Raw genomic sequence first — 25022 nt, 5'->3', positions numbered from 1 at the left:
GCAAACGAATCGTCCATATAATCGAAAAATGGGAAGTTTTGCGGTCAGGCCTGACTGCCTACGAAATTGGCGAATTCGCCGCACAGACAGGTTGTGGCCGCATCAAGGCGCTTTCTTTCGATTTCTGACCGGAGATACGGCGTGACATCTAGGATCGTCCCGCGCTTACAGCCAGAGGATGTATCATGAGCGATCTCTCGCAAGAGATGCGGTCGCGCACAAGTCCTGATGACGCCGTCGTCCTCGTCGTCGACGACGACGCTTCGATGCGCGAGGCTCTCACAAATCTGTTCGAATCGGTGGGCCTCCGGGTCGAGGCTTTCGGCTCTGCAGCCGAAATTTTGCAGGCCGACCCGCCAGAGCTGCCGAGTTGCCTCGTGCTCGACATCCGTCTGCCGGGATCAAGCGGCCTCGAGCTCCAGTCCGATCTCACCAAGGCTAACATCCACACTCCCATCATCTTTATCACAGGTCACGGCGATATCCCCATGACCGTCCAGGCTATGAAGAGCGGTGCGGTCGACTTCCTGACCAAGCCCGTACGCGAGCAGGACTTGCTCGACGCTGTCCAAGCCGCCATCGAACGAGATCGCAAGCGGCGCGACCTCGGGAAAATAGTTTCCGACCTGCGATCCCGCTTCGAAAGTCTAACGCCACGCGAGCGCGACATTCTGCCCCTGGTCACATCTGGCCTGTTGAACAAGCAAGTGGCGGGCGAGCTTGGCCTCGCGGAAATTACGGTCAAGATCTATCGCGGGCAGGTCATGCGCAAAATGCGGGCCAAATCGCTGGCCGACCTGATAAAAATGAGTGAAGCGCTTGGAATCTCTCGTCCGAGGGGAGACTTACAAACCTAAGTATGCTTTTCAATCCTGTGCCGCGCCCCCACTTTCCACCGTCGGCCGCAGCCGCGGCAAGCAGTCCCCGATCAAGAGCAGTCATCTTGTCAACGCCACCTGTCATTTCGGTCATCGACGATGATCCTTCCGTTCGCGCCGCAACGACCAACCTTCTGACATCGTGCGGATATATCGTTCAAACCTTTGCCTCCGCCCTTGAATTCCTCCAATCGGCGGAACTGCACGAGGCGTCCTGCGTGATATCGGACATCCAGATGCCGGCGATGAGCGGACTAGATCTGCTCAGGCACATGCGCGGCCTGGGCCATCACATGCCTTTCATCTTGATCACGGCCTTTCCGGACGATGCAGTGCGCGCCCACGCGATCAAGGCCGGCGCGATCGGGTTTCTTGCCAAACCGCTTGTCACGCAAGCCTTGATCAAATGCGTAAAGATTGCTCTGGAGGGATCGGACGGTCCAAGCGGATGACGCCTCAGCCGCTGTCCACCACTCGTCACTGGTTCCAGTTCATCTTGAAATCAACGGCGTTGTTGATCCGCCATATTCTGCGATGATCATCCGTCACGCAGCCATTCATGATGAGCGAGATCGGCAAAAGTGTTGAGCGCGCGGCGGACCGACCAAAGGGCTTCACGAAACAAGGATCCATGGTGCGCGCTCTCAAATCCCACCGGACCTCCACCGAAATCGCAGTATCTTCAATTGCGGTGCAATGAGTATGCACAAACCATCACCGCGCTCCGCTGAGGATTGTTTATCTCGCCGATGAGGCAATCCGTTCCTACGTGACGAATGAGCAACCGCATACGGTTGCCAAGTCTCTCGAGATGCGACGCGCAGGCGCTTCCTCGCCTTGCCGTCAAGGGGCAAGGCGAGGTCAGCGGTACTGCAGTTGCGGCCCTGCTTAAGCCGCAGTGCTGCGCCCGATTTCTTCGCACACCCTGGTCGCTCCAGCTGCAACTTTCGCATCCGGCGGCAGGGTCCCAAAACCACCGCTGGTCAAGAGCCACGACCTTCTTTTGACGTGATCTGTTCTTGGCTCGGCATCGGCACTTTCTCTCCGTAAGCCCAAGATCCTGTCGTGCTGCTCATGTTCAGCTCCTTCAAATCGGCCCCTATTGGCCTATCGCGAGAAACAGCAAGGGCCGTGCCATCGCGCCTTACGAGCATTGAGCGCGTGATTGCGCTTCGCATGAACTCGCGAGGACAATCACCTGGTGTTTTGGATCTCACACTTTGCCAGACTCAGAACAAGGATTGCGAGCTGGCAACCGGATCCTATCGAGAATAGAGCCGGATGCACTATCGACTTTGCACAGACCACGGCAGGTCGAGGTTGAACGCGTGTGTGACGGGGCAGGATCGATCGTGAAATAGCTGACTAATGTTCGATCCCGGCGATCACCATCGCTATGTCGACCCTGTCTACTCGTTTCTTGTTGTCGTCATCTTGCGCGGCTTTCATTTCTCCTGAGACAGCCAGATAAAATCAGACAGACACATAAAAGCTCATAAGCTACAACTTCACGCCGCGTGCGGTTCAAGCCTCATCGGGGCCGTCCTGGCATGAGATAGCTGCAGGTGCTGCAGCGTCGGGTTGTTTGCTACCTTCAACGCCGCATCACCACCTCCCAGGTGATGCTGGGGCGGACTCGGCGCATCCCCCGATCCAAAGACGTCGGGGCCGCCCCACTCTTTTTTCAGCGACCGATCGGAAGGAAGGGATGAAGAACCGCGCAGCCGCAGCTGTGTCTCATCGACTCCCGCATCTGGCACCCAGAACACACGCGCGCGAAACCTTTCGTATGATCATCGTCTCCGTCCGGGGACAGAGTGATTGGTAAAGTCAGATGAAGCTTGGCCACGTGCAGCTTCCTTATCCAAACCCTTGCGCCGTATCACAGCCCGAGACATCAATTTTGGCACAGGACGTGCAGACCCATTGTTTATCGGGCTTTTGCACCACCCTCCCGAGTCCTGAGTAACGCCGCCTGCCATCATTTCAAGCGGGCGGCGTTGCTGTTTCACCAGGCGACCAACCACAGCGCGAGCCCTTCACACAAGAGTGTGCCGCTCGTATCAATCATTCGGATGTTGAGGACTTGCGCGCAATCTATCGCGATTTCCCTTGTTCGCCTCCGCTCATGGATTTCCTCAGCAGCAATCGGGCAATACCTACTTCATTATGTCCATATGCTTTCCGGCGTAAGGATCTCGAACGGAACGAGTCGTTGCTCGATTGACGGCGTGTCTGGACATTCGACCAAGCGCAGCATCACATCGATCAGCTCCTGCGGCATCTTGTCGAAGGGATGGCATATGGACGCGGTAATCAGTCCTTCGCTCAGGCCCTTGCGCGTCTCAGGTCCTAGGTCGCGGCAGACGATCCGGATTTTCCGCTGTCGTTCGGGAGACAGCTCGCGCATCGCACCTAAGACACCGGAAGTGGCGCCATCATTGACGAAGATGCCCATGAGGTCCGGATTTTCATCGATCAACTTTTGGATGACTTCATGGGCCTTCCCGGGGTCTTCATGAACCAGCAATGTGTCGCTGACGTCGAAGTCCGGGGCATGCTCGCGCATGTAGGAGCGAAAACTCGCGTCTGAAATATTCTGGCACTGATAGCGGTGGCTGCCGATCAAGGGAAATACCTTGCCTCGCTCGCGGACCGTCTGCCTGATGAACCAGGCCGCCGTTCGACCGCCCTTCCAGTTGTCAGTTCCCACAAAGCCTCCACGCCTCGCGGCGGAGAGGTCGGTGATATAGGCCACGACCGGAACCCGTGTGGCCCGCAATTCGTCGATCACCTGACTGACCAGTGGATGGTCGGCGGTGATGACGGCGACGGCGTCGCTATCCTTCCCAAGGCTCAAGAGGTTGGTGGCGACGGCTTCCGGGGCCAGGTCGTCCTCGAAGAGCACATTCGCCTTGATAACAGTATCGGTGCGCCGGGCTGCGGCAGCGACGATTTGTGCGGCCCACAGCTGATAAAGCGGCCGATGCGACCGCTGCATCAGAAATCCAAGATTCCGGTGCGGCTTCCTGCGCTCGCGCAGCGTGCCCAATCCGTAAAAGCCGATTCTTTCCGCTGTTTCCACGACGTGCTCCACGGTTTCGGAGCGCACCGTGGCACCACCATGCAGGAGCCGGTTTACCGTCGACATACTCACGCCGGCTGCCTGCGCCAAGTCGGCGATCGTTGGCCGTTTCATCGCTATCTCCAGCGGATGTGTCATCCGTGAATTGAGATGCCATGACAAACACAGACAGTTCTTTTTGGCATCTCAAAGCTACAGATCAAGCTGCATTCAACGAAGTGCGCACGTCTACGCCAGCGCCTTTCGACTAGCCGATCCGAGCCAGAAGGATATAAGTTGGCACGCCGCCAGCTAAGGGCTGCGCTCGCCATCGGAACAGTGCACGAGCATAGCGTGACTCGTGGCCGAGAACAGTCGCCTACCTGTCGGTCTGGCGGCTGAAAGAGTGGCCATGCACAATTGACTGCGTGGACAATAGCGGGGCAACCCTTTTAACGGCTGCCGAAATGCTGACCAGGCTCAGAGGCTACTTCAAACACTGCAGCTATGTAGAGCCATGATTATTGAATTCGCCAGTGTGCCCGTGCTGTTGTCGGTCGCGCACAAATAGAGCGTCCGACGTATGGACTCTGACTTTACGCGCTTGAGCGAAAAGCGCTCATCGATGAACATGAAGGCGTCACGCTGACCTCGGAAAGGTCGCCACTCCAAAAACTCGTCGACACCTTACCAGCTCGTCTTGAATCCTGCGGTCAAGCTCATGCTGGTCGTGCCTTGCGCGGTTTCTCCGATTGAGCTCGCGATGGTGACGCCCTCGAAAAGCTTCTGCTCTGCGCCAAAGGTGCGCAGCCATTTATCGTCAGTGGTCGACATGATCTGGCCGACGACAAAGCTAGTGCCGATCTTTTCGATTGTGACTTTCGCCGACTGATGGGTCTCGTAATTGCTTACCTGTCCGCCGATGCCGAAGCGCGACACCTTCCCCTGCTGAAGCACGTTGCAGTCGATCTGCAAGGCCAGCGAGTGTACGTTGGGCAGCGGCACCGACCCGGTGAGCGAGGTGCCGATCTTGCTGCTCTCCGCGCCCGGATCGACGCGCGCCTCCAACACCGCTTTGTCCCAGATGATGCCTGCGCCGGGCGCGGTCGCAACAGCCCAGACGTTGCCGGAGGATTGCGGCACGGTTCCGCCATTAGCGGCCTTCTTCGCCAGAAAATCCGACATCGTGGCTGGCTGGCGCACCACCGTCATGTCGGCGCCGATCCAGGCGTCCCAGAACGGCAGGATCGACTGCCTGGCGGTGACGGCGGAAGCGCCGTTCGGTTCGGTACTGGATGACCAATTCAGACTGTCGGTCGCGGGCGCAGCCTGTGTGGCATGCGGCGCAACTGCAGTTATAGACGAGAAAACGAACGCGGCCACCCAGCGCGCGGACTTGGCCCAGTCAAGCCCTGACGTGAAATCCGCGGTCCTGCTCGCAGTCGATCGGTCTTGTCATTTTGAAGGTCTCATGGCCAACGTTTTCGCGCGTTTCTTACAACTTGACGCTACGCTCGATTCAAGCCCTTCTGCACATCCCGCGAGCGGAGAACAGATTGTTGGCCAGTAAGAGCAAGAGACAATAGCTCTGCGCTTCAGACGCAGCTTGCCGAGTAGCTTAGAGTTTCTCCGTCCCAACGCGGACTGGGCCATGCGCCGTCACGACCTCGATTTGGAACGCGCAGCACCGACGTCTACGTGGCCACCTAACCAATAATCTCGCGAGCCGTCGCCGCATATCCTGATTGATGAATCGCCTGAAACGCTTCCACTCACCCTCTAGATGAGCCTTCTTTGCGTTACGATTCGTCCTTTAGTCTAGGAGCCCGTCCAGATAGCTTTCTGGTTGGCGCATTTCGACACGAATCCCGCTCATGCGGCCGTTGCGAGGTTAGCGAGCTTCACGAGGTTGTGGGCGGTGCAGATCATCGCCCATTCGGCACGCACGTTGGCCAGGCCCCGCAACAGGAACTGGCGGAAGCCGCGTGCCTGCTTGATCTGTCCGAACACCGCCTCCACGATCTGCTTTCTTAGCCGGTAGGGGGTGTCGAAGCCGCCATCGGCAATCTTTTTTCTCATCGCCTGTGTCAGCGGTCCGCCGACCTTGCCGTTGTCGGCGGTGGGGCGCTTGGCGCGTCCGGTGGCGATGTAGCCGTCGATCCCGCGCTGCTCGAGGCTCGCAAGATTGGCCTCGCTCAGATAGCCGCTGTCGGCGGAAGCTTGTTGTGGCTTGTGGCCGAGATTGGCTTCGATGCCATCGACCAGCGGCACCAGTTGGCCATGGTCGCTCGTGCTCGGCGTCAGCCCGTGTGCAACGATGATCTGCGCTTTGCCATCGACGGCCGCCTGCGCGTTATAACCCTGGATGAAGCCGTCCTTGGTTTTGAGAATGCGGCTTTCAGGATCGGTGAAGTTGCGCTGTGCCTTTGCGGCAGGCTCGTCGGATGGCGGCGCGGCGGGCTTGCCGGTCTTCTTGCGACCCTCAGCCTCGCGGCTCTTCTGCTTCTCGGCCTCGATGCGACGCTCCTCGTCGGCCGCGGCCTTGGCCTCCGCCTCCAGCTCAGCCTTGGCCGCAGCGATCCTGGCGATCCGCTTCTGCTTGTCGGCGACCCAGTCGGGCAGTTCGTCGCCACGTTTGGTGCCGTGCAGCTTGTCGTCTTCGGCATCCGCGGCCTCGGCGGCGGCCAGCCAGCGATCGACCTCGGCCTGCAGTTCGGCTTGGCGCTTCTTCATGTGTCCATAGCTCATCGCCTTGTGTTTGGACGCATTCGCCCTGATCTTGGTGCCATCGAGCGCGACATGCCCAAGCCGTACCAGCCCAGCCTTCTCGGCGAGCTTCAACACCTGCACGAATAGCCCGGCCAGCTGGTTGAGGTGCCGCTTGCGGAACTCGGAGATGGTGCGGAAGTCCGGCGCATCGAGGGCTGCGATCATCATGAAGTCAGCGCGCTCGATGCACGCCTTGGCGATGCGCCGGGAGGAGTAGATGCCGCTCGCATAGCCGTTGAGCAGCAGCCCCACCATCAGGCGCGGATCGAACGGCGGCTGGCCGAGCGCACTCGTGTAGCTGCCGCTAATCTCGGTGAGGTCGAGGCTCTCCCGCACCAGTTCCACGATGAACCGTGACAAGTGGTCCCTTGGTACGAAATCCTGCACGCTGGGCGGCAGAAGCTGCGGCTGATCAATCTTCCAGAGGCGAAAATACTTGCTCATCGCCGCCAATAGAATCAGAAACCCACCCAATTGAACAGGGACTACTCGGACAGGCTCCTAGTACTACTGAGTCAGAAAAGTGTCTGATTCAAAAGATCGCGGGCGAGATCCTGTGAGAATCAGTTACCTGTTGAGATTCAGGCATCGGCAACGGGGGCTGATATGGATCTCCGGACATCAGGCGGCAGTGAATCGCGATTTTCGGCTTTTGTCGAGAAACTTGTGAGTGTGATCGGACATGCGGACCGGGCCCAGCCGTTGTTTGATTATTGCATCGGCTTAATCATGCCGGGGGAGCGTAAAAGCGTTGAGCCTATGGCAGCGGTAACGGCACCTGATCGGACGGCGGCGCAGCATCAGTCGCTGCTGCACTTCGTCGGCCAATCGCCTTGGTCTGACGAGGGTGTTTTGGCCAAAGTGGGTGAGATGGTACTGCCGGCGATAGAGCGCCATGGACCGATCGAAGCGTGGATCATCGATGACACCGGTTTTCCCAAGAAGGGAGCGCACTCGGTCGGTGTGGCGCGTCAATATTGCGGGCAGCTCGGCAAGCAGGATAACTGCCAAGTCGCGGTATCCCTGTCGCTTGCCAATCACCACGCCAGTCTGCCGGCGATGTATCGTCTCTATCTGCCGCAGGAATGGGCGGCAGATAAGAAACGTCGGCGCAAAGCGGGCGTGCCCAAGGAGATCAGCTTTAAGACCAAGCCAGAGATCGCGCTTGAACAGATCGAAGCAGCCTGCAGAACCGGGCTTCCTCGCGGCGTGGTGCTGATGGATGCCGGATATGGCTGCAACACGGACCTGCGGACCAGCATCAGCGCGTTGGCGTTGACCTATGTGGCTGGTATCTTGCCAAACACCACGGTGTGGACATCCGACACGGCGCCGCTACCGCCGAAAAAATGGTCGGGCAAAGGGCGACCACCAAAGCTGCTGCGCCGCGACCACAAGCATCAACCGATTTCGGTCAAGGAGCTTGCTCTTTGCCTTCCTAAGCGGGTCTGGCGCACGATCAAGTGGCGAGAGGGCGCGGCCGAGCGGCTATCGTCGCGCTTCGCTCGCGCGCGCGTTTGCGTCGCGCATCGAGATTACCAACTCACCGAAAGCCGACCGGAAGAATGGCTTTTGATCGAATGGCCAGAAGGTGAGGACGAGCCGACCAAATACTGGCTTTCAACGTTGCCGGAAACGATCACTTTTGGAAGGCTAGTCGATCTAACCAAGCTGCGCTGGCGCATCGAGCGCGATTATCAGGATCTCAAACAAGAGGTCGGGCTCGGGCATTTCGAAGGGCGAGGTTGGCGTGGCTTCCACCACCACGCTACGCTGTGCATCGCAGCCTACGGATTCCTGGTCTCCGAGAGGGAGACGATTCCCCCCTCGGGATCTCGTTCCACCAGGCCGTTCAAGAGACTTGCGGTTTCCAACGGTTACCGACCCAGAGGCTCCGCTGCTGCGACCCGAACGTCACATCCCGAACTCGATTGCGACGATGCGGCGAAGACTGATCGTTGCCATCGTCCGCACCCTCTCACGCTGTCCCTGTTGCATTCGCCCGATCAAACAGCGCCTTCTTTTGTGACGCAGTAAGACTAGAAGGGATACAGCCGAACCAGAAGAACCCGCGGAGGACGTCACAAGTCGTCACACCACTTCAGAAACCTTACGTGCGAGTTTGTGACGTTAGGTTAGCCTTCAACCGCTTGCGTGCGTTTGCGTCACATGTTGTTGTCTGAGCGCGACCAGTCTTATGTCTAGAATCCGCCGAGATGCTGGCGAGAACGACATCGGGCAAGGTGCTGCGTTCCCAACCTGTGGTCGTTTTGAAGGAGAAGAGTATATGCAGTTCAGTGGCCGACGCCTGCCGATCCTGTTGTCCGTGTTTGTGGCTGCGAGCATGAGCACGATCGCCAAGGCCGATGAGCCCTCGCCGAAATACGCCGAAGTGCTCAGTGCCCTGCAGGGCGGCAAGGATGTGAAGCTCATACTGGACCTCAGCCGCTGCACCACTGTCGATGGCGGCAAGCCTGGACCGGCCGTGCAGGGCGGGTTGACTATTGGCGCCTTCAGGGTGAGCGCCCAGCACGGCATCAGCTTCGCCAATGCGCATCAAACCGTGGACATCTCCGGACACCCGGTTACCGAATACATTCGCCATAGCCTCAGCCGCGAAGGCAAGCTCACCGTGCGGGCCTCCAAGCTAGCGGTCGGGGCGACCGAGGTCGTGAACCAGGGTGATTTTGCCTGCGAACTGCCGGACGGCGCGAAGTTCGTCTGGTAGTCCAAAGAAATACTCGCACGATGCGTGGTGCGCTTTTGCCACCGCTGATCAAGGCAGTGTGGACACTTCATCGGAAGCCAACATGGTAGTCGCGAACGTGCGATGGCCAGTTGGTTTCCGGCCGTGTTCTGGCACAGGGCCGCCACACAAAGAAAATGGGTCGGCGCGATCACCCGCCGACCGTGAGCTCAGAACAAGCCTCGCCTCGCAATATCATCAAAATAGTGTTTTCGGGCATACATGGATCCGATAGAGGCCGATCACACGTGGCTGTCCCTCCTAGTTGGACGTTGATCGACGAGCAGCCAGGAGCGCGATCTCGTGAAACTGACAAGCGAAGCGTGCACCGCACTACGCTCGTATTTTGATCAGAAAATCGCTCACCTGTCCCTGCAACAAGCCGATATTGTTGTTCAACTCTCGGACGTTGTCGACGACTTGGTCAGCCGATGAGCCGGAGGCGCGCGATGCATCATTCAGCCGGTCAATATCTCGCGATGCCTCTCGCATATCAGCACTGATGTGTGTGATGCTCTCTGAGATGTCATTCGTAACAATCGATTGCTGTTCTATCGCCGCCGATATGCTGCTCGAGATCTCGCGCATCTTGTCTATTATTTCAGCGGTGTCGACCATTGCGGCCGCCGCCAGTCTCGCCCTTTCCTGAATGGCAAGTATCTGAACATCGACCTCGCTCGTCGCGTTTGCCGCCTGAGCAGCAAGATTCTTCACTTCGCTCGCCACCACTGCAAAGCCTCTGCCCGATTCGCCAGCTCGCGCGGCCTCGATAGTCGCATTAAGCGCCAGCAAATTGGTTTGCGATGCTATTCCCTCGATGAGCTGGACGACACTACTGATCCTTGTCACCGACGCAACGAGCTCACTTAGCGTTGCTTCGGCGTGCACCGTCTTATCCCGGGCAGCCTGCGAAGTGTCCGCCGCGGTCGAAACTTGCCTGCCGATCTCCGAGATTGAGGCCGAGAATTCCTGCGCAGCTGACGACACGGCATTCGAGTTTTCTTCCGTCTTTTTCACCATCGCGGCTATACCTTCAGTACGAAGACAGACATCGTCCGTGGAGGCCGTAATTGCCAATGAGACTGCTTGCATGTGCCGCATGGAGCCGGCCAGAACATCGACAACCCGCGACACGTCGTTTTCAAACTTCTTAGCTAGGCTCAACCGCTCCTCGCGCATGCGGACCAGGTCAGTTATGTCCTGCCAACCACACACGACTATCGGGCGGCCCTCGAATTGAGACACCACAAGACTTGTCCTGATCGGAATAGGGGTCTGATCCTTACGGCGAAGCCACCACTCGATCGCGACATGGCCTGATTGCATGACGATTTTATTGGTCTCTTCAAACATCTGCGCAACGCTCTTACCATTCGGCTGCGGATCAACCGAAATATCCGCGAGCGCCAGCCCTCGCATCTCTTTCCTATTGGAAAACCCAAGAATGTGAGCTGCAGCATTGTTGCTCAGGACGCACTTGTCGGAGTCGAAAACTGCGATACCATCCTTGATGGACTCAAAGGCGTTAATGGCCATCACATCGTCTAAGGTTGGTGCTGCGGTCTTCCCTCGCGTCGATGTCGCGAAGGAAATAGCCAACATTGATCCACCGACAAGCAGCCCGCTCCAGAAGTGAATTGACAACGCGTCCGCATTGGCAGCGACGGTTGCTGCCGGGACAGACAACGCCAGCGCGAGATTTGATATTCGACTAAGCCACATCGAAGCCCCCAAATGCGAATGAACCCAAGTCAAGTGGTTGTATCGAATCTCGATTAAAACTCTCTTTCGGTGCTGGACGACCTGTCCGTTCAGATCGTTTTTCTCCATGCGAACCCTCATGACGAAATCAAAAGCACAAAGGGCTTGGGAAGCGATCAAAATTGATGCGCGGCTAAATGCCAACACTTCGCACTGTCCGCGGTCGACGCGTTGATGACTCTGGACGAATTTGTCTGTTGCTCGTTCGGCGACATGCGGCGATCAACGCCTACGCATCCTTTACGCGTAGTGCGCACATACCCGCGTATATTGGCCTATACCGAGGTATATCGGAGCTATTGAGCGGGCAGCTCCGACGCCGTGCAAAGCGATGCGAATCCGCGCGTGCGTCTCCACGACTCTGCGGTGATGCTCGCACAAAGAAGCAAGTGGCGCGTCGAATAACGCGGGCGTTACGTCAAGAGTGCCCGCGCGCCATCGCTCGTTCGATCTGCGAGTGAGACTCTTACAGCTACTCGGGACACATTACCCGCGCGCGCGTTTGAACGAATGCGAATCATCATCGCCGTCCATCAGCCAGTGCCGCGAACGCCGTCTTCAGCATTGCCACATCGAACGTCCGCCCCCGCACCGAGGCCCGGGCGCGACTGAAGGCGCAAACCATCGCGACTGCTGGTCAGAACATCAAGCGCGACATCACAAAGGCGATCGCAACCTGCGCAACGAGTTGGACAGGCTTCCTAAACAGCATTGGGTCGCAATGAACAGCGGCCCCAAACCGAGCAAGCGGATAAAGCGCGACTGCGGCCCGTCGCACTTCAACACGGTGTCCGGCTGTTCGAAATGCGCACCGACCTGCCCTATTTATTTGACCGCCGGCCTCCCGGTCCGATGTTGCTGGAACACAGTCCGAATTGGGTTCAATACTTAATACTTACGCACGATCGCAACCTTGCCCGCCCTGAAGTTTCGGGAAGGCGTTCGGTTCTTTCGGAAATGAAAATGTAAGCGGGAAGGTTTTGGCAGCAAGAGAGTGGAGCGCGGCCTGCTCCTCTGCAAGTCGTCTTTCGATGAACTCGCGTTCTACATCCGACAGTCTTGTTTCTAGCACGCGTCTGCATCGGTGCATGTTGTTGCGATGAGCCCGAATTCGAGCCAGGTCTTCATCGATCATCGTTGTCACTTATGAAGGCCCATGTCCTATTTGATTTCGAGCAGCAGCAAGAGATCTTTCAGCGAAACGTTTGGCCTGTTGGAGCGCACGCCGCATCGGAGAAACGTCCGGCAACCAGCATACATTTCGTCACTTTTCGAACTCCTTTCTCCATTTCCAAGTCGCGCTTCGCTAAGCGAGCGGTGGGCCGGGTCCCGCTCGCCCTGAAGTGGACCCCGGATTTTGGACCGGCGGCTTAGGTGGTGCGGATGCCGTTCCGTTTTGATAAACGGAGCGGACCACGAAGAAGACGAGACGGACAATCGATTCGGCGCTGAAGGCAAAGATCGCCTTGGAGGCGCTGCGAGAACAATCAACGGTGACGGATCTGGCGCAGCGCTACCAGGTGCATGTGAACCAGATTTATGCCTGGAAGAAACAGTTTCAGGATCAAGCGATTCGAGCGTTCGACGCGGGCGCTGGTCGGGATGGCGAGGCGGCCCACGAACTGGAGGTCGAGAAGCTCCACGCCAAGATCGGACAATTGACGGTCGAGCGGGATTTCTTAGCCAGGAGGTCCGGAAGATGAGCGCGCCGGATCGCCGAGGATTGCTTCAGCGCGATCATGCGGGTCTATCGATCCGCCGGCAATGCCAACTGCTGAGCGTTGCGCGATCGAGCGTGTATCGGCCGCCGCGGCCGGCCAAGGACAACGACCTTGAGCTGATGCGGCGGATCGACGAGCTGTTCACGGCCTGGCCGTTCTTGGGCTCGCGGCGGATGACGGCGATGCTCAATAGCGAAGGCTGTCGCATCAATCGCAAGCGCGTGCAGCGGTTGATGCGCAAGATGGGCATCGCGGCGCTGGGACCAAAGCCCAGAACCACAAAGCCGGCGCCGGGACACAAGATCTTCCCGTATCTCCTGCGCCATATGGTGATCGACCGACCGAATCAAGTGTGGGCGGCCGATATCACCTATCTGCCGATCGGCCAGGGCTTTCTGTATCTGGTGGCGATCATCGATTGGGCGAGCCGTGCGGTGCTGGCCTGGCGGCTGTCGAACACGATGGACACATCGTTCTGCGTGTCTGCGCTCGAAGAGGCCTTGGCGCGCTTCGGCCGGCCGGAGATCTTCAATACCGACCAGGGCAGCCAGTTCACCAGCGCCGCCTTCACCGGCACGCTGGCCGCCACCGGCGTCAGGATCTCGATGGACGGTCGTGGGCGCTGGATGGACAACGTGTTCATCGAGCGGCTGTGGCGCTCGCTCAAATACGAGGACATCTATCTCAAGGGGTATTCGGATGGCCCCGAGGCCAAAGCCGGAATCGCCCGATGGATCGAATTTTACAATTTCCAGCGCCCTCATCAGGCGCTGGAAAACCGCGCGCCGATGGCGGTCTGGCGGGCCGGTGTCACCGGCGCACAGGCTGTGGATATGACGCTTCTCGCAAGCGAGAAGCTTGGACAACGCTGCGCGTTGCCCACATCCCCACAGCCACAACAGCAGCAGGCAAGAGTAGCGTAAAGTCACTGGGAAGAACGAACGGCAGCAGCTCCACTTAAAAAACCAGACCCAGTGGTCCTCAGCATAGGGTCCACTTCAGTCTTGCTTTCTTCCATCTCTTGACCACCAGCATTGCGTGATTTCTTGAATCAAGCAAACGAGATCTATTCTCTGGGCCGTTCGATTTTTTGAAGTGAAACCCGCCGTCGTTCCCGAATGCTTCGGTCTTGATATCAGTGATCAAGGGGCAGTTCGTAGGGCGATGGCTTCATCTCCGCACGTGCATCACAGTCTTTGGATCGATACTCGATTAGGCACACCCGATCGGTGTTGGTGACTTTCTAAAACCGCGCAAGAATGACGACGAGGTACGACGGCGGTAGAGCGAAGGCGTCCGCACGCGCGCTCACCAATCGCGCCGAAGCGGGCGGACGCCTTTGCGGCGACGACCAGCGTCTGAGTTGAGGAATAAAAGACGCGGGGCACGTCTCCGGGCGCCCTGAGGCTCCTTTCGACGTACCCCGCTTTGCGCCTGCCTTATGGTAGATCTGCGGGTAATCAGCGCCGCAGAAACAAAACCGGCGTAACACCGATCTCAACTGGCAAGTGGGGCTCGATGTCACGCCCCACGGACGGTGCGCGGCCTGCACTATCGCACTGTCAGCGCATTCCGTCGACCTTTTCCACCAACCTCCGGCGGCGCTCCGAAAGGACCGCCGCGGATGCTCACGGGCCGCTTCTTTCTGTGCGGCCGCTGCCGTTCGCAGGTAACGATCTGCCGCAACTGCGACCGGGGACAACGCTATAGCGGCCATGACTGCGCCCGTGCTGCCCGCCGCGAGAGCCTGCGCGAGGCGGGACGGCGTTATCAGCGCAGCCGCCGCGGACGCCTGGCGCATGCGACCCGCGCCCGACGATACCGGGCGCGGCACAATAACGTGACGCATCACTCTCCACCCGCATGGCCTGTCGGTTCACTACTGCGCCGGCCTGCGGACGATGTCGTTGTTGCACCTACTGACGTCGGCGAGCGAGCGACGACATCGATCATGCCCATGCCGAGCTGTCGGTTCTGCGGCTGTCGGTTGTCGCTGTTCCTTCGTACCGGCTTCGTGCGTCGCCGGAGGCCTCGTCATGCTCACCCCTATGGAGGCCGAGACCCGACCGATGACCGTTACCCCTGAATTGGAAGCGCAGATTCTGCGTCTGTATCACGTCGAGAAATGGCGCTGCGGCACCATTGCGAAGCAGTTGCGGGTTCATCACACGACCGTGCATCGCGTCCTGACCCAGGCCGGACTGCCCAGGAATAGGCCGATATTGCGCCCCACGAAGATCGAGCCCTATCTGCCGATCGTCCTGAAGACGCTGGAGCAGTTCCCCGCACTCACGGCCAGCCGCCTGTATGCGATGATGCGTGAGCGCGGCTACCGCGGGTCGCCCAGCTACTTCCGGCACCTGATCGCTTTGCACCGTCCACGCAAGCCAGCCGAGGCGTTCCTGCGGCTGCGCACGTTGCCGTCTGAACAAGGGCAGGTGGATTGGGGGCACTTCGGTCACATCGAGATCGGTCGCGCCCGCCGTCCGCTGATGGCGTTCGTCATGGTGCTGTCGTACTCGCGCGACATCTACCTGCGCTTCTTCCTCGATGCGCGCATGGAAAACTTCCTGCGCGGCCACATCGGCGCGTTCAACACATGGTGTGGGCTGCCCCGGGTCCTGCTCTACGACAATCTTAAGAGCGCGGTGCTCGAGCGCCAGGGTGATGCGATCCGATTCCATCCCACGCTGCTTGCCTTCGCCGGCCATTATCGGTTCGAGCCGCGTCCTGTCGCGGTTGCCCGGGGCAACGAAAAAGGCCGTGTCGAGCGCGCTATACGGCATATCCGGGAGGCATTCTTCATCGCCCGCAAGTTCACCGATCTCGACGACCTGAATGCCCAGGCCGAACAATGGTGCCGATCCGAAGCGGCGGACCGACCATGTCCGGAGGATCGCGAGATGACAGTACGCCAGGCGTTCGCAAAGGAGCAACCACTGCTTCTGCCGCTGCCCGCCAACCCGTATCCCGTTGAGGAGCAGGTCGCCGTGAAGGTCGGCAAAACGCCCTATGTGCGGTTCGACCTGAACGACTACACGGTTCCCCATACCCATGTTCGGCGCATGCTGAGCGTGCGGGCCGATCTCAGCCAGGTCCGGATCTTCGACGGCGCGCAAATGATCGCCAGTCACCGTCGCAGCTATGATCGTGGCCAAGAGATCGAAGACCGACGACACCTGAAGGATCTCGTCGAGATCAAGCGTGAGGCGCGCCAGCATCGCGGCCTCAACAGCCTCACCCGAGCCGTGCCGGTCTGTCAGACCCTGATGATCAGGGCCGCCGAACGTGGCGCCAACATCGGTGCGCTCACGACCGCGCTGCTGCGGCTGCTCGATCGCTACGGCGCAACGGAATTGCAGGCTGCGGTCGAGGACGCTTTGCGTGCGGGCTCCGTCCATGCGGCGACGGTCCGCGCCGCACTCGAACGTCGGCGCCTTGAGCGTGGTGAACCGCCGCCCGTCGAAACCAGCCTGCCCGAACATGTGCGGCGCAAGGATACAACGGTCCGGCCGCACCGCCTCGACAGCTACGACCAACTGACCCCTTCTGGAGATAACGACGATGAGCACTGATGATGCCCTGCTGAACCGCGCCAAGGCGCTGCGCCTCAACGGCCTGGTCGAACACTGGGACGAAATCGCCGGCGCCCCATGGCTGGCCCCCATGCTGCAATGGGAGGAGGAGGAACGTGCCCGGCGCTCGCTGCAGCGACGCCTGCGCGACGCCAGGATCGGTCACTTCAAACCGATGGCCGATTACGACTGGCTCTGGTCCAGGCGCCTCGACCGCGCCGCAGTGGAGCAATTGATGTCGCTGTCCTTCATGAACGACGCAACCAACATCGTCTTCGTCGGACCAAACGGCGTCGGAAAGTCGACCCTCGCGCAGAATATCGCCTACCAGGCGCTCATCGCCGGTCACTCGGTCTTGTTCCGATCGGCCAGCGAAATGCTCGGCGAGCTTGCCGCCCTCGACAGCGATACCGCTTTGCGCCGAAGGCTCCATCACTACGCCGCCGCCGACGTTCTGGCGATCGACGAGGTGGGATATCTATCCTACTCGAACCGTCACGCAGACCTGCTGTTCGAACTCGTCAGCCGGCGCTATCAGGCCCGCTCCACAATCGTGACCACCAACAAGCCCTTCGCCGCATGGACGGAGGTCTTCCCAAATGCCGCATGTGTCGTCAGCCTGGTCGACCGCCTCGTGCACCGATCCGAGGTGATCTCCATCGACGGCGAATCCTACCGCCTCAAGGAAGCTCTGGAACGCGCCGAGGCCCAGAGCACACAGCATCGAAGCCGGCCCGCCAGCACCAACGAGAAGGAGCACGTTGCATGACCAGAAACCACCATCAACCATCCGGCCTCAACTTCGGGATCAGCTTCCTCATCAATCCCGAATGGACCCCGGAGCAGGCGCTCGCTGTCCACGAGCTCCTCAAGGATCTATCCGACAACATCTGGTCGCACTACTGCCTCAAGATCCAGGAACTCATCCAGGAGCAACAAGCGCCGGCCGATCACCGCGACGACGAAGAGCAACCATACTCCTTCTGAAACACACACCACTGCGACACTCGGCGGCGGCCTTTGCGGGCCGCCTTTTTAGTTCCCTCACCATCCTACCGCCCATTCTTGTCGTCATTTTTGTGCGGATTTAGAAAGTCACCAACAGATCGGCAGCATCTTCTTTCGTTCGCGCGCTAGACGACCGATTCCATGAAGCCGGCACGGAACTGGAAGGGTGTTCGTGGATTCCTCGTTTTGAGATTGTCCGAACGAGGGTTGGTATCATGGCAACATGGCGGCAAGCAGTCGAGTTGGCGATGACTGAGAAGGAGATTGAAACGTTGACGGCTCTTTCGCGGTCTCGAACCGAGTCGGCGAGCCGGGTGTCGCGGGCAGCAATGCTGCTGGCCTATCGCGAGAACCCGTCGTTCTTTGCCGTGGGACGAAGACTTGGTGTGCATCATCAGACGGTTCAGCGCTGCGTCGAGCGGGCGGTAGCCTATGGTGCGCTGGCGGCACTCGACGACCGACCGCGACCGGGCAAGGAGCCGGTGATCACGCCGGAGGCCAAGGCCTGGCTGGTGTCTTTGGCGTGCGAAGGCCAAGGAGCACGGCTACCCGCACGAGCTGTGGACGACGCGGCTGCTGGCACGCCATGCGCGTGAGCATGGCCCGTCGGCGGGACACCAATGCGTTGCCAACCTGGTCCAGGGCACGGTGTGCAAGATTCTCGGCCAAGAGGAAATCAAGCCGCACAAGGTGCGCTACTATCTGGAGCGTCGCGATGCCGAGTTCGAGCAGAAAATGGCGGAGGTCCTGTGTGTCTATCGCGAGGTCCAGATCCTGAAGAAGAGCGCAGCCAGGTCGAAGAAATCGGGCAAGCGGGTGGCGATCGTCTCCTACGACGAGAAGCCCGGAATCCAGGCGATCGCGACGACGGCGCCGGATTTGCCCCCTGTGCCAGGCGTCTATCCGGCCTTTGCGCGCGATTTTGAGTATAGACGTCATGGCACGCTCAGCTTGTTGGCTGGAATCGATCTGCTGACCGGCAAGGTCCACGCTCTCGTCAAAGACCGCCACCGCAGCCGCGAGTTCATCGAATTCCTCAAACTTATCGATGCTGCCTATCCGGCCGGTACCGCGATCAAGTTGATTCTCGACAATCACTCCGCACACATCTCGAAAGAAACCAGAGCCTGGCTCGATACACGACCGGCAGGCCGCTTCGAGTTTACGTTCACGCCCAAGCACGGCTCCTGGCTCAACCTCATCGAGGGCTTCTTCTCCAAATTCGCTCGCTCCGTCCTGCGCCACATCCGGTTGACCTCAAAACACGAACTCAAGGAGCGCATCATGGCCGGCATCGACGACGTCAATCGGTATCCTGTCATCCACACCTGGTCCTACAAGCTCGCCGAGGCCGCTTGATATGATTCGAACCACCAAAACGCAGACCTAGTCTTACTGAGCAGAGTGTCGCGGCCCTTGTCGACAGAAATCATATATTTGAGAAGACTCAACTCCAGCGTGGGGAGGCTGAGATGGGTCTGACAAACTCGGGGAACGTTGCGTCGCGGTTTTCGGCATATATTGACGGCCTTACGAGCATGATCGGACATGCGGAACGAGCCAAACCGCTTCGCGATAACTGCACCGGGCTGATGATGCCATGCGATCGCAAGAGCGTCGAGCCGATGGCGCCTATCGGCTCTACCTACCAAAGGAGTGGGTGACGAACCGTGTACGTCAAGCCGGAGTTCCCGACATCAGCATCAAGACGAAGCCGGCAATTCCACTTGATCATTTGCGCCGGGCCCGCGCGGTGGGCTTGCCGCGCGGCGTGGTCCTGATGGACGCCGGCTATGGCACCGACACTGCTCCGCCTCTAGCATCAGCTTGCCCTCCTTTCCGGTAGCAAGAGGCCATTGATTGGCTCCGCTTTCGTTCGCAGCAGCTGCCATTTCTGACCGGCAACGGCTCGCGGCGAATGCTGCGGCAGATCAGCCGCGTGCATCGCCTCGATCTCGGTGACGGCCGCGATCTCCGGAAGCGGCTCTTGCAGTATGCGCTTGTGCAGCTTCTCGGCATAATCTTGCCGCTGCTCGTTCAATGATGGCGGCATGTCGGCAGCAATTTGACTCGTATCTGTCCCTTTCGTCTCGTTCCCTTGGCCTGGACAAAACCAACGCCTGTCGGCCCGAAAGCCTTGTCAACTTCATCAACGGACGTAATCCCTTCAACGGTCGGCTTGTCGATCAGCAATTCCCGGGCCACCGTGCGGACATGGTGGCCCTGCAGGTTCCTCAAAATGCGCCAGCCAACTCGGTCATAGCTGATGCTGCCGGGGACTAAGCCCTAACAGTCCCATACATACCAAGGCCCAGTGGGAACGCTCGCGTTCGAATCACCAATCTCATTTCGTGGCGCCTGCTCCGGCGCGGTCGATGACCCAGGCCACCATGTAGCCCTTGGCCTGCTCGGCCTGCACGTGCCGGAGGGCCTCAGGGTAGGTTAGTAAGGGCTCCTGCGCCGGGTAGACGGCGCGGTCGGTTGGGGTGACAAAGTGGTGGCAACACACGCGATAGTCTTTAGCCTCGAACATCGGAATCCTCCTCTCGTCTCAAGTTGCGCAGCCATACGCTCGCACTTTCAGGTACTGGCCTACCACAGAGAATGCGGCCTTTAGATGGCCACGTGCTTCTTCAACGCTCTCTATAAGGTTGGTTCGGCCTGTCAGACAGAGATCGGCGATGCCAACATCGCGCGCTTGACTTTCAAATGCAGCAGCACCGGCAAAGAAGTGCCCGTGTGTGTTTGTGTGTGTCATTCCAAAAATTCATCGTGTCGGGACTTCGATTTCCTGTTCGTCCGCACCAGGTCTGTCAAGCCTCAAGCTTCTCGAACATTGCGGCTCTGAGCCGTTGTCTCGTGTCCGACATTTTCAATCATCCAACAACGAGTGCAATTTAATCCATACGTCCGCTCGCTTGCGTCCGCTCGCTTGATGGCGACTGAGCATGCTAGATTCCGACGGTCGCCGCACCTACTAGGAATGGTTGGCATTCACACGGCGCCGCTCGCTATGAACCTACAAAACCACGCTTGGCTATGGTACACTCGGTCTTACTGCGTCATAAATTTCGATGGCTACTTTGACTTGAGATTGCTCGGATGCAACAAGGACATCGAGATAGTGTCGCGACGAGGCAGCGCTCGATCTTCGTCGGACGGTCGCAATCGAATTTGAAACGTGCCGTTCAGGCCGCAATGGCAGATTCCATCGGCCGATAGATTTCGATGGGCCTTCAGGGAATCGAGTGGGTGATTTTGGGGGATCATAGCGGCGGAAATGCTCGTGGATACGGGCTTTCGTAAGCTCGGACAGCCGCTCGATTTTGGCATGCTGAGCGATGGCCAAATCGGGGAAGCGACAGCGGCGTCTGTCGGATGGATATTCGTTCGCAGGCTTTCGGGCGAGAGCGACCGTACGCGGTGTGTTCGGTGATCCGAATGTGCGGATCGCGCGCCTTGATCGGCGCTCAAAAAAACGGCTTGCGGTTGTTGCGGACGGGTCCAGCACGGCTGGTACGAGCGTCGGGTGCGGCAGGTTCGCGACCTGTCGAGTGCGGGATTTCGGATTGTTCTGGAATTCGAAGCGCGGCGCGTCGCCTGCCGCCGTTGCGGCGCCGTGAAACGCGAAGGGCTGGATTTTCTTGCGGACAATCCGCACTTCACCAAACGCTTTGCATTCTATGTTGGCCGCCGCTGCCGGCAGGCATCAATCCGCGATGTCGCCCGTGAGCTGAAGCTCGACTGGGACACGGTCAAGACGCTGGAGATGCAGTACATGAGGGCCCAGCTCAAGCGCGCTGGCACGCCGGGCCCCCGCGCGATCGGCATCGACGAGATCTCGGTCCGCAAGGGCCACAGCTATCGCTGAGCTGGTCCCGCAAATCTGAGAGAGCGGCCGATTGATCATCGGCATCCATGCATTCCACTCTGCCGGCAATCTCCGGGCCACCCTCCTGGAGCACCGGCATCGCTTCCCCGATGTTGATCCACATCTGGTCGACGGGACGAGAGACCAACTGATCTCCGATCTCATCAATTCCGCGAGGATTTTGCTCACCTTGCCCGGGCCCGACGTCAGGATGATGTCGCCTACCTGAAGGCGTTGAGGGTTCAGTTTTTTCATTGGCTCAATCGGATGTCTGCGCACCGGCGCAGCGACCAGCGTTGCAAAGCTTTGATCACGATTGCGTCGTTACATCACGCCAAAACTGTTCACTCTGCGCTACGACTTGCTTCATGTCGCTTCCACGACTGGCATTGCAAAGCGATGGGTTTGAATGGCTCTGTTGCACCGGGCCTTGCCTAATGAGGCCCAACCGAGCACGGGGAATGGCAGGCACGTCCTAGCAACAGCGCTTCCGGTCCATCCGATTTGTACGCCAGGGTGCGCAGGTCGCGCCATGGACATCCTTTCTTGTTCAGAGCTGCTTTATTTGATTCTCGTGGAGATCATCGAAGCACATGCGGGAATCATGGTTGAGAATGAAAAGAACAATCGCCGCCGGCTCGTCGAGTTCAAGGACGGCTGCCGCTATGGCAAATTCGGAAGGACCAAGGCTTATGAGCTGATCGGCGACGCCAGGATTAGGGCCTACAAGATGGGAGGCAAGACCATGATAGACCTCGACAGCGTCGACGAATATCACGCTTCGCTGCCGAGGGTCGACACGAGAGCAAATTAGGCCCGCCGATCGGCGTAGGATACGGCGGTTCATCGCCGTCGAGCGAGCCCTCCTCGTTGAGTAGGGTCGACACGATCGAGCGCAATCTCGTAGTGATCGCCGGCGGTGCCAATATTGCAGCCCATAATCCCCTGCGTCTTTCTAAATTGTCTCGTCGGACATTGGCACGCCATCTGACTTTGGCACGCATTGGTCGTTGGACGTCCAGTTCAGCGGCGCGCGATCAGACGCTTTTGGCTCGGTCTCGCGCCAACGCAACAGTGTTGGCCCCGAAGCCCAGCCCCTCCCCGCTTACTAATTCTCGTCGCTTACTAATTCTCGTCACGGCCAGGGTTGGATTCCCGGTCGGGACATTGCGGAGACCGGAACGGCGTCGGGCCTGACCTGCTTCCAAGGCCCGCTGAAAATATTTTTGCAAGCTAAGACCGCACGTCAGCTTGTTGGTATTTCTGTTGGTATCGGCAACAATCGACGATGAAAGCCATTTTAGATTAAATTGCTTATTGCACTATGCGGTTATCGGCCAGGGGAGATGCCCAGCAGAAGGATGATCTGTGCTCCATGAGTAGTTGATGCGCCATCAGCGGATACGGCGCTTGTGCTATTGTTAAAGAAGGCGAACCACGCACTCCTTCCCACCGCTAGCATCGGCCGAACCATGTTTCTCCTGAACGAGCACCCCGACCACCGGTCTCCGCTCACGACCGCGGACGCCGACACGTTGAGTCTCGAAGCCGCTCGCGAGTTCTGCAAACGGCATGGCTATGGCGACCTCGCCAGGAAGACCGGCCGTGCTCGTGAGCAGTTCTTGGTCACCAGCGACACTGCGACCGTGTTCGCCTATAACTCAGAGTTCCGTGGTTTTGCCAACAACTACTCGTTTGCCGATGACAACAAACGCGCCTTGGGAGTGCTGTAGCTCGTTGTGTTCCGCAGCCTCATCAAGACGCTGGCGTTGCACCATCGAACGACGAGGGCACAGATCATGGCCCGTCTGTGGAAAGGGTCGGATTACGAGGTGTCCTCCGTAGTCCGAAGCAAGCTTCGCACGATCAAACTGTGGAGACTGAAGCACCTCACGCGAACCTTTTGGATAAGTCAAGGAATTGGCGATCTCACAAGAGGCGCGTGGTGGGTCATAAACTCGAATGACCTAATCGATCGCCTGCACGCTCGCCCATGCGAAGCATGTGGCGGCACGACGGGACCATTCGAGATGCATCACCTCCGCCGCGTGCGAGACCTGCAGAGTGGGTCGCTGATAGTCTGGAAACGGTCCGGTTGGCGGCGCAAGACGATCGTCCTGTGCCCGTTGTGCCGGGTGGCCGTCTCCAATCGAGAGCATACGCATATGGAAAGCCGTGTGCATCGCAAAGGTGCCCGCACGGTTTGGGGGGAGGCGTAGGGACATCCTCCGCGGAGGTGTTCCACGCCTACCCTACCGAGACGCACAGCGGCTCGGTTCATATGTGGACGGTCCCCGACTTGCAAGGATTGGCTCTGGCAGCATGCTCGGATCGCTTGCGCTCATATGTCCGGCCTGTTTTCGGGTCTTGCGACCACCGGCCAAGATGGGCTTCGCGGACAGTGAGATCCAAACACGAGAGCGGCATTTTCTGCCGGTAAACCGAGCGGAGCATTTCACTGACCGGCTCGCGCCGAACGTACCACCTCTTTCTGTCCTGCAAGTTCCGCCCCCAGCGTCAAACCTGCCGGTCTGGCGCCAAGCTCTGCATTTCGTTCAAGTTTATGTCGGCATCGGCATGAGTCTGCTTGCGGGTCGGTACCGCTCGCCGCTGACCATCAGTTTCCAGGCGATCCGCGCCAGCTTGTTTGCCAACGCTATGGCCACCAGCTTCGGCGGCTTGCGTGCGATGATGTCTTTCAGCCAGGGCCAGGAGCGACTTTCCCGTCGGCGCATGTCTGCGATCACAGCCGTCGCGCCAGCCACCAAAACGGAACGCAACATGCCGTCGCCGGCGCGTGTAATCACGCCGAGCCGGTTCTTTCCGGCCGTCGAGTGATTCTTTGGTGTCAGGCCAAGCCAGGCGGCAAAGTTTCTTGCCGACTTGAACCCGCGTGCATCCACGACCTTGATTGACAGCAGCGTCGCGCCGATCGGACCAACGCCCGGGATAGCCGCCTGCCGCCGGCTTATCTCGTTACTCCGGTGGAGTTGCATGAGCTTCTTGTCGAGCTTGGCGATCTGGTCATCGACGCGCGCGAGCTCTGTTGCCAAAGCGTCTACCAACTCCTTCACCAAGTCAGGTACTGTCGCGTCAGCCCGAATGTCGATGAGCAATTGCTGAAGCCGGGAAAGCCCCTTGGGCGCGGTAAAGCCGAATTCCGCGGCGTAGCCACGGATCGAATTGGCGAGTTGGGTCCGCCTGGCGATGAACTGGTTGCGCACACGCGCGAGCATCTGTGCGCCCTGCTGCTCGGGACTTTTGATAGGCACAAAGTTCTTACGCAGTTTCGGCCGGCTTGCCGCCTCGCAAATTGCCTCGGCGTCTGCAGCGTCCGATTTTCCTCGCTGCATATATGGTTTGACATATTGCGGCGGGATCATCGCCACCTCGTGCCCAAGCGCTTGGAGCTCCCGCGCCCAGTAGTGCGATGCACCGCACGCCTCCAGCGCGACAAGCGCAGGCGGCAAGCGACTGAAGAACTCCAAAACCTGCCCGCGCCTCAACTTACGCCGTAAGACCGGCTGCTCGGTCCCGTCAACGCCATGCAGCTGAAATACACTCTTCGACGTATCCAGACCGATGCGAACAATCGTTTCCACAGGCGGCTCCTTCGTTTGAGGTCAGCG

At 59.0% G+C, this 25022-nt stretch carries 24 protein-coding genes and 2 pseudogenes; 18 read left to right on the top strand and 8 right to left on the bottom strand.

What is annotated here, in order from left to right; translation table 11 throughout:
* Positions 1-185 precede the first annotated feature (185 nt).
* Both NLM31_RS06180 and NLM31_RS06175 read left to right on the top strand, forming a co-directional pair.
* Positions 186-857: a response regulator transcription factor gene (locus NLM31_RS06180; RefSeq protein ID WP_254128472.1), complete on the top strand. Its 672-nt coding sequence runs from the start codon at positions 186-188 to the stop codon at positions 855-857.
* 86 nt (positions 858-943) lie between these two features.
* Positions 944-1330 (top strand): response regulator transcription factor, encoded by a 387-nt coding sequence (locus NLM31_RS06175; protein ID WP_254128471.1) that lies wholly within the window; start codon positions 944-946, stop codon positions 1328-1330.
* A 1715-nt stretch (positions 1331-3045) separates the two neighbouring features.
* On the opposite strand, the gene NLM31_RS06170 is transcribed toward NLM31_RS06175, so the two are convergent.
* Both NLM31_RS06170 and NLM31_RS06165 read right to left on the bottom strand, forming a co-directional pair.
* Positions 3046-4077, bottom strand: coding sequence for a LacI family DNA-binding transcriptional regulator (locus NLM31_RS06170; protein ID WP_254191789.1), 1032 nt, complete (start codon positions 4075-4077; stop codon positions 3046-3048).
* A gap of 552 nt (positions 4078-4629) precedes the next feature.
* Entirely contained in the window at positions 4630-5154 is a 525-nt protein-coding gene (locus NLM31_RS06165) for a hypothetical protein (protein WP_254191788.1), read from the bottom strand.
* Here NLM31_RS06165 and NLM31_RS06160 point away from each other — a divergent pair.
* On the top strand, positions 5153-5512 hold the full coding sequence (locus NLM31_RS06160) for a hypothetical protein (protein ID WP_254191787.1): 360 nt from the start codon (positions 5153-5155) through the stop codon (positions 5510-5512). The two genes, NLM31_RS06165 and NLM31_RS06160, sit on opposite strands and share 2 nt — an antisense overlap.
* Positions 5513-5814: 302 nt before the next feature.
* Here NLM31_RS06160 and NLM31_RS06155 read toward each other — a convergent pair whose 3' ends face one another.
* Positions 5815-7155, bottom strand: coding sequence for an IS1182 family transposase (locus NLM31_RS06155; protein ID WP_254191786.1), 1341 nt, complete (start codon positions 7153-7155; stop codon positions 5815-5817).
* A gap of 162 nt (positions 7156-7317) precedes the next feature.
* Between NLM31_RS06155 and NLM31_RS06150 the strand changes: the two genes are divergently transcribed.
* Positions 7318-8748, top strand: coding sequence for an IS701 family transposase (locus NLM31_RS06150; RefSeq protein ID WP_254128465.1), 1431 nt, complete (start codon positions 7318-7320; stop codon positions 8746-8748).
* Positions 8749-8998: 250 nt separating this feature from the next.
* The gene (locus tag NLM31_RS06145; protein WP_254191785.1) at positions 8999-9439 is read left to right on the top strand and encodes a VirK family protein; all 441 of its coding nucleotides are present in this window, start codon (positions 8999-9001) and stop codon (positions 9437-9439) included.
* 351 nt (positions 9440-9790) lie between these two features.
* Here the strand turns inward: NLM31_RS06145 and NLM31_RS06140 are convergent, their stop codons facing one another.
* Positions 9791-11287 (bottom strand): methyl-accepting chemotaxis protein, encoded by a 1497-nt coding sequence (locus tag NLM31_RS06140; protein ID WP_254128463.1) that lies wholly within the window; start codon positions 11285-11287, stop codon positions 9791-9793.
* A gap of 826 nt (positions 11288-12113) precedes the next feature.
* Entirely contained in the window at positions 12114-12353 is a 240-nt protein-coding gene (locus NLM31_RS06135; RefSeq protein ID WP_254128462.1) for a hypothetical protein, read from the bottom strand.
* A 301-nt stretch (positions 12354-12654) separates the two neighbouring features.
* Between NLM31_RS06135 and NLM31_RS06130 the strand changes: the two genes are divergently transcribed.
* The 7 genes and pseudogenes from NLM31_RS06130 to NLM31_RS06100 all read left to right on the top strand — a co-directional run.
* Positions 12655-13862 (top strand): IS3 family transposase gene (locus tag NLM31_RS06130; protein ID WP_375167532.1). Its coding sequence is split into 2 segments (ribosomal slippage): positions 12655-12901 and positions 12901-13862, totalling 1209 coding nucleotides; the frame shifts between segments, so codons are not numbered across the junction.
* Between the two features lie 1113 nt (positions 13863-14975).
* Positions 14976-16514, top strand: coding sequence for an IS21 family transposase (gene istA, locus NLM31_RS06125; protein ID WP_254191784.1), 1539 nt, complete (start codon positions 14976-14978; stop codon positions 16512-16514).
* Positions 16504-17283, top strand: coding sequence for an IS21-like element helper ATPase IstB (gene istB / locus NLM31_RS06120; RefSeq protein ID WP_254191783.1), 780 nt, complete (start codon positions 16504-16506; stop codon positions 17281-17283). Before istA ends, istB begins: the two co-directional genes overlap by 11 nt.
* Complete coding sequence (locus NLM31_RS06115; protein ID WP_254191782.1) at positions 17280-17501, top strand: hypothetical protein; 222 nt, start codon at positions 17280-17282, stop codon at positions 17499-17501. The genes istB and NLM31_RS06115 overlap by 4 nt, the downstream gene beginning before the upstream one ends.
* Before the next feature lie 269 nt (positions 17502-17770).
* Positions 17771-18118 carry a helix-turn-helix domain-containing protein gene (locus NLM31_RS06110; RefSeq protein ID WP_254191781.1) on the top strand — a complete coding sequence of 116 codons (348 nt, stop codon included), beginning with the start codon at positions 17771-17773 and terminating at the stop codon, positions 18116-18118.
* Positions 18081-18881, top strand: coding sequence for an IS630 family transposase (locus NLM31_RS06105; RefSeq protein ID WP_309143722.1), 801 nt, complete (start codon positions 18081-18083; stop codon positions 18879-18881). Before NLM31_RS06110 ends, NLM31_RS06105 begins: the two co-directional genes overlap by 38 nt.
* 113 nt (positions 18882-18994) lie before the next feature.
* Positions 18995-19332: pseudogene (locus tag NLM31_RS06100) on the top strand (transposase); the annotation flags it as partial.
* Between the two features lie 12 nt (positions 19333-19344).
* Here the strand turns inward: NLM31_RS06100 and NLM31_RS06095 are convergent.
* Together NLM31_RS06095 and NLM31_RS06090 are read right to left on the bottom strand one after the other, a co-directional pair.
* On the bottom strand, positions 19345-19575 hold the full coding sequence (locus NLM31_RS06095) for a hypothetical protein (RefSeq protein WP_254191780.1): 231 nt from the start codon (positions 19573-19575) through the stop codon (positions 19345-19347).
* Between the two features lie 291 nt (positions 19576-19866).
* A complete protein-coding gene (locus NLM31_RS06090; protein ID WP_245288299.1) occupies positions 19867-20055 on the bottom strand; it encodes a hypothetical protein in 189 nt (62 codons plus the stop codon).
* Positions 20056-21009: 954 nt separating this feature from the next.
* Between NLM31_RS06090 and NLM31_RS42945 the strand changes: the two are divergent.
* From NLM31_RS42945 to NLM31_RS43285, 6 genes and pseudogenes are all read left to right on the top strand, one after another.
* A pseudogene (locus tag NLM31_RS42945) lies at positions 21010-21123 on the top strand (hypothetical protein); the annotation flags it as partial.
* A gap of 18 nt (positions 21124-21141) precedes the next feature.
* Complete coding sequence (locus NLM31_RS06085; RefSeq protein WP_309143721.1) at positions 21142-21393, top strand: helix-turn-helix domain-containing protein; 252 nt, start codon at positions 21142-21144, stop codon at positions 21391-21393.
* Between the two features lie 31 nt (positions 21394-21424).
* A complete protein-coding gene (locus NLM31_RS06080) occupies positions 21425-21622 on the top strand; it encodes a hypothetical protein (RefSeq protein WP_254128457.1) in 198 nt (65 codons plus the stop codon).
* 303 nt (positions 21623-21925) lie between these two features.
* Positions 21926-22207, top strand: coding sequence for a hypothetical protein (locus NLM31_RS06075; protein WP_254128456.1), 282 nt, complete (start codon positions 21926-21928; stop codon positions 22205-22207).
* 658 nt (positions 22208-22865) lie between these two features.
* A complete protein-coding gene (locus NLM31_RS06070; protein WP_254191779.1) occupies positions 22866-23126 on the top strand; it encodes a hypothetical protein in 261 nt (86 codons plus the stop codon).
* A 66-nt stretch (positions 23127-23192) separates the two neighbouring features.
* Entirely contained in the window at positions 23193-23612 is a 420-nt protein-coding gene (locus tag NLM31_RS43285) for a hypothetical protein (protein ID WP_375143527.1), read from the top strand.
* A gap of 342 nt (positions 23613-23954) precedes the next feature.
* On the opposite strand, the gene NLM31_RS06065 is transcribed toward NLM31_RS43285, so the two are convergent.
* On the bottom strand, positions 23955-24995 hold the full coding sequence (locus NLM31_RS06065) for an IS110 family transposase (protein WP_254191778.1): 1041 nt from the start codon (positions 24993-24995) through the stop codon (positions 23955-23957).
* Between the last annotated feature and the right edge of the window lie 27 nt (positions 24996-25022).

The sequence above is a fragment of the Bradyrhizobium sp. CCGUVB4N genome, from assembly GCF_024199945.1.
Taxonomy (GTDB): domain Bacteria; phylum Pseudomonadota; class Alphaproteobacteria; order Rhizobiales; family Xanthobacteraceae; genus Bradyrhizobium.
This window is presented reverse-complemented; position numbering and strand designations above follow the sequence as displayed.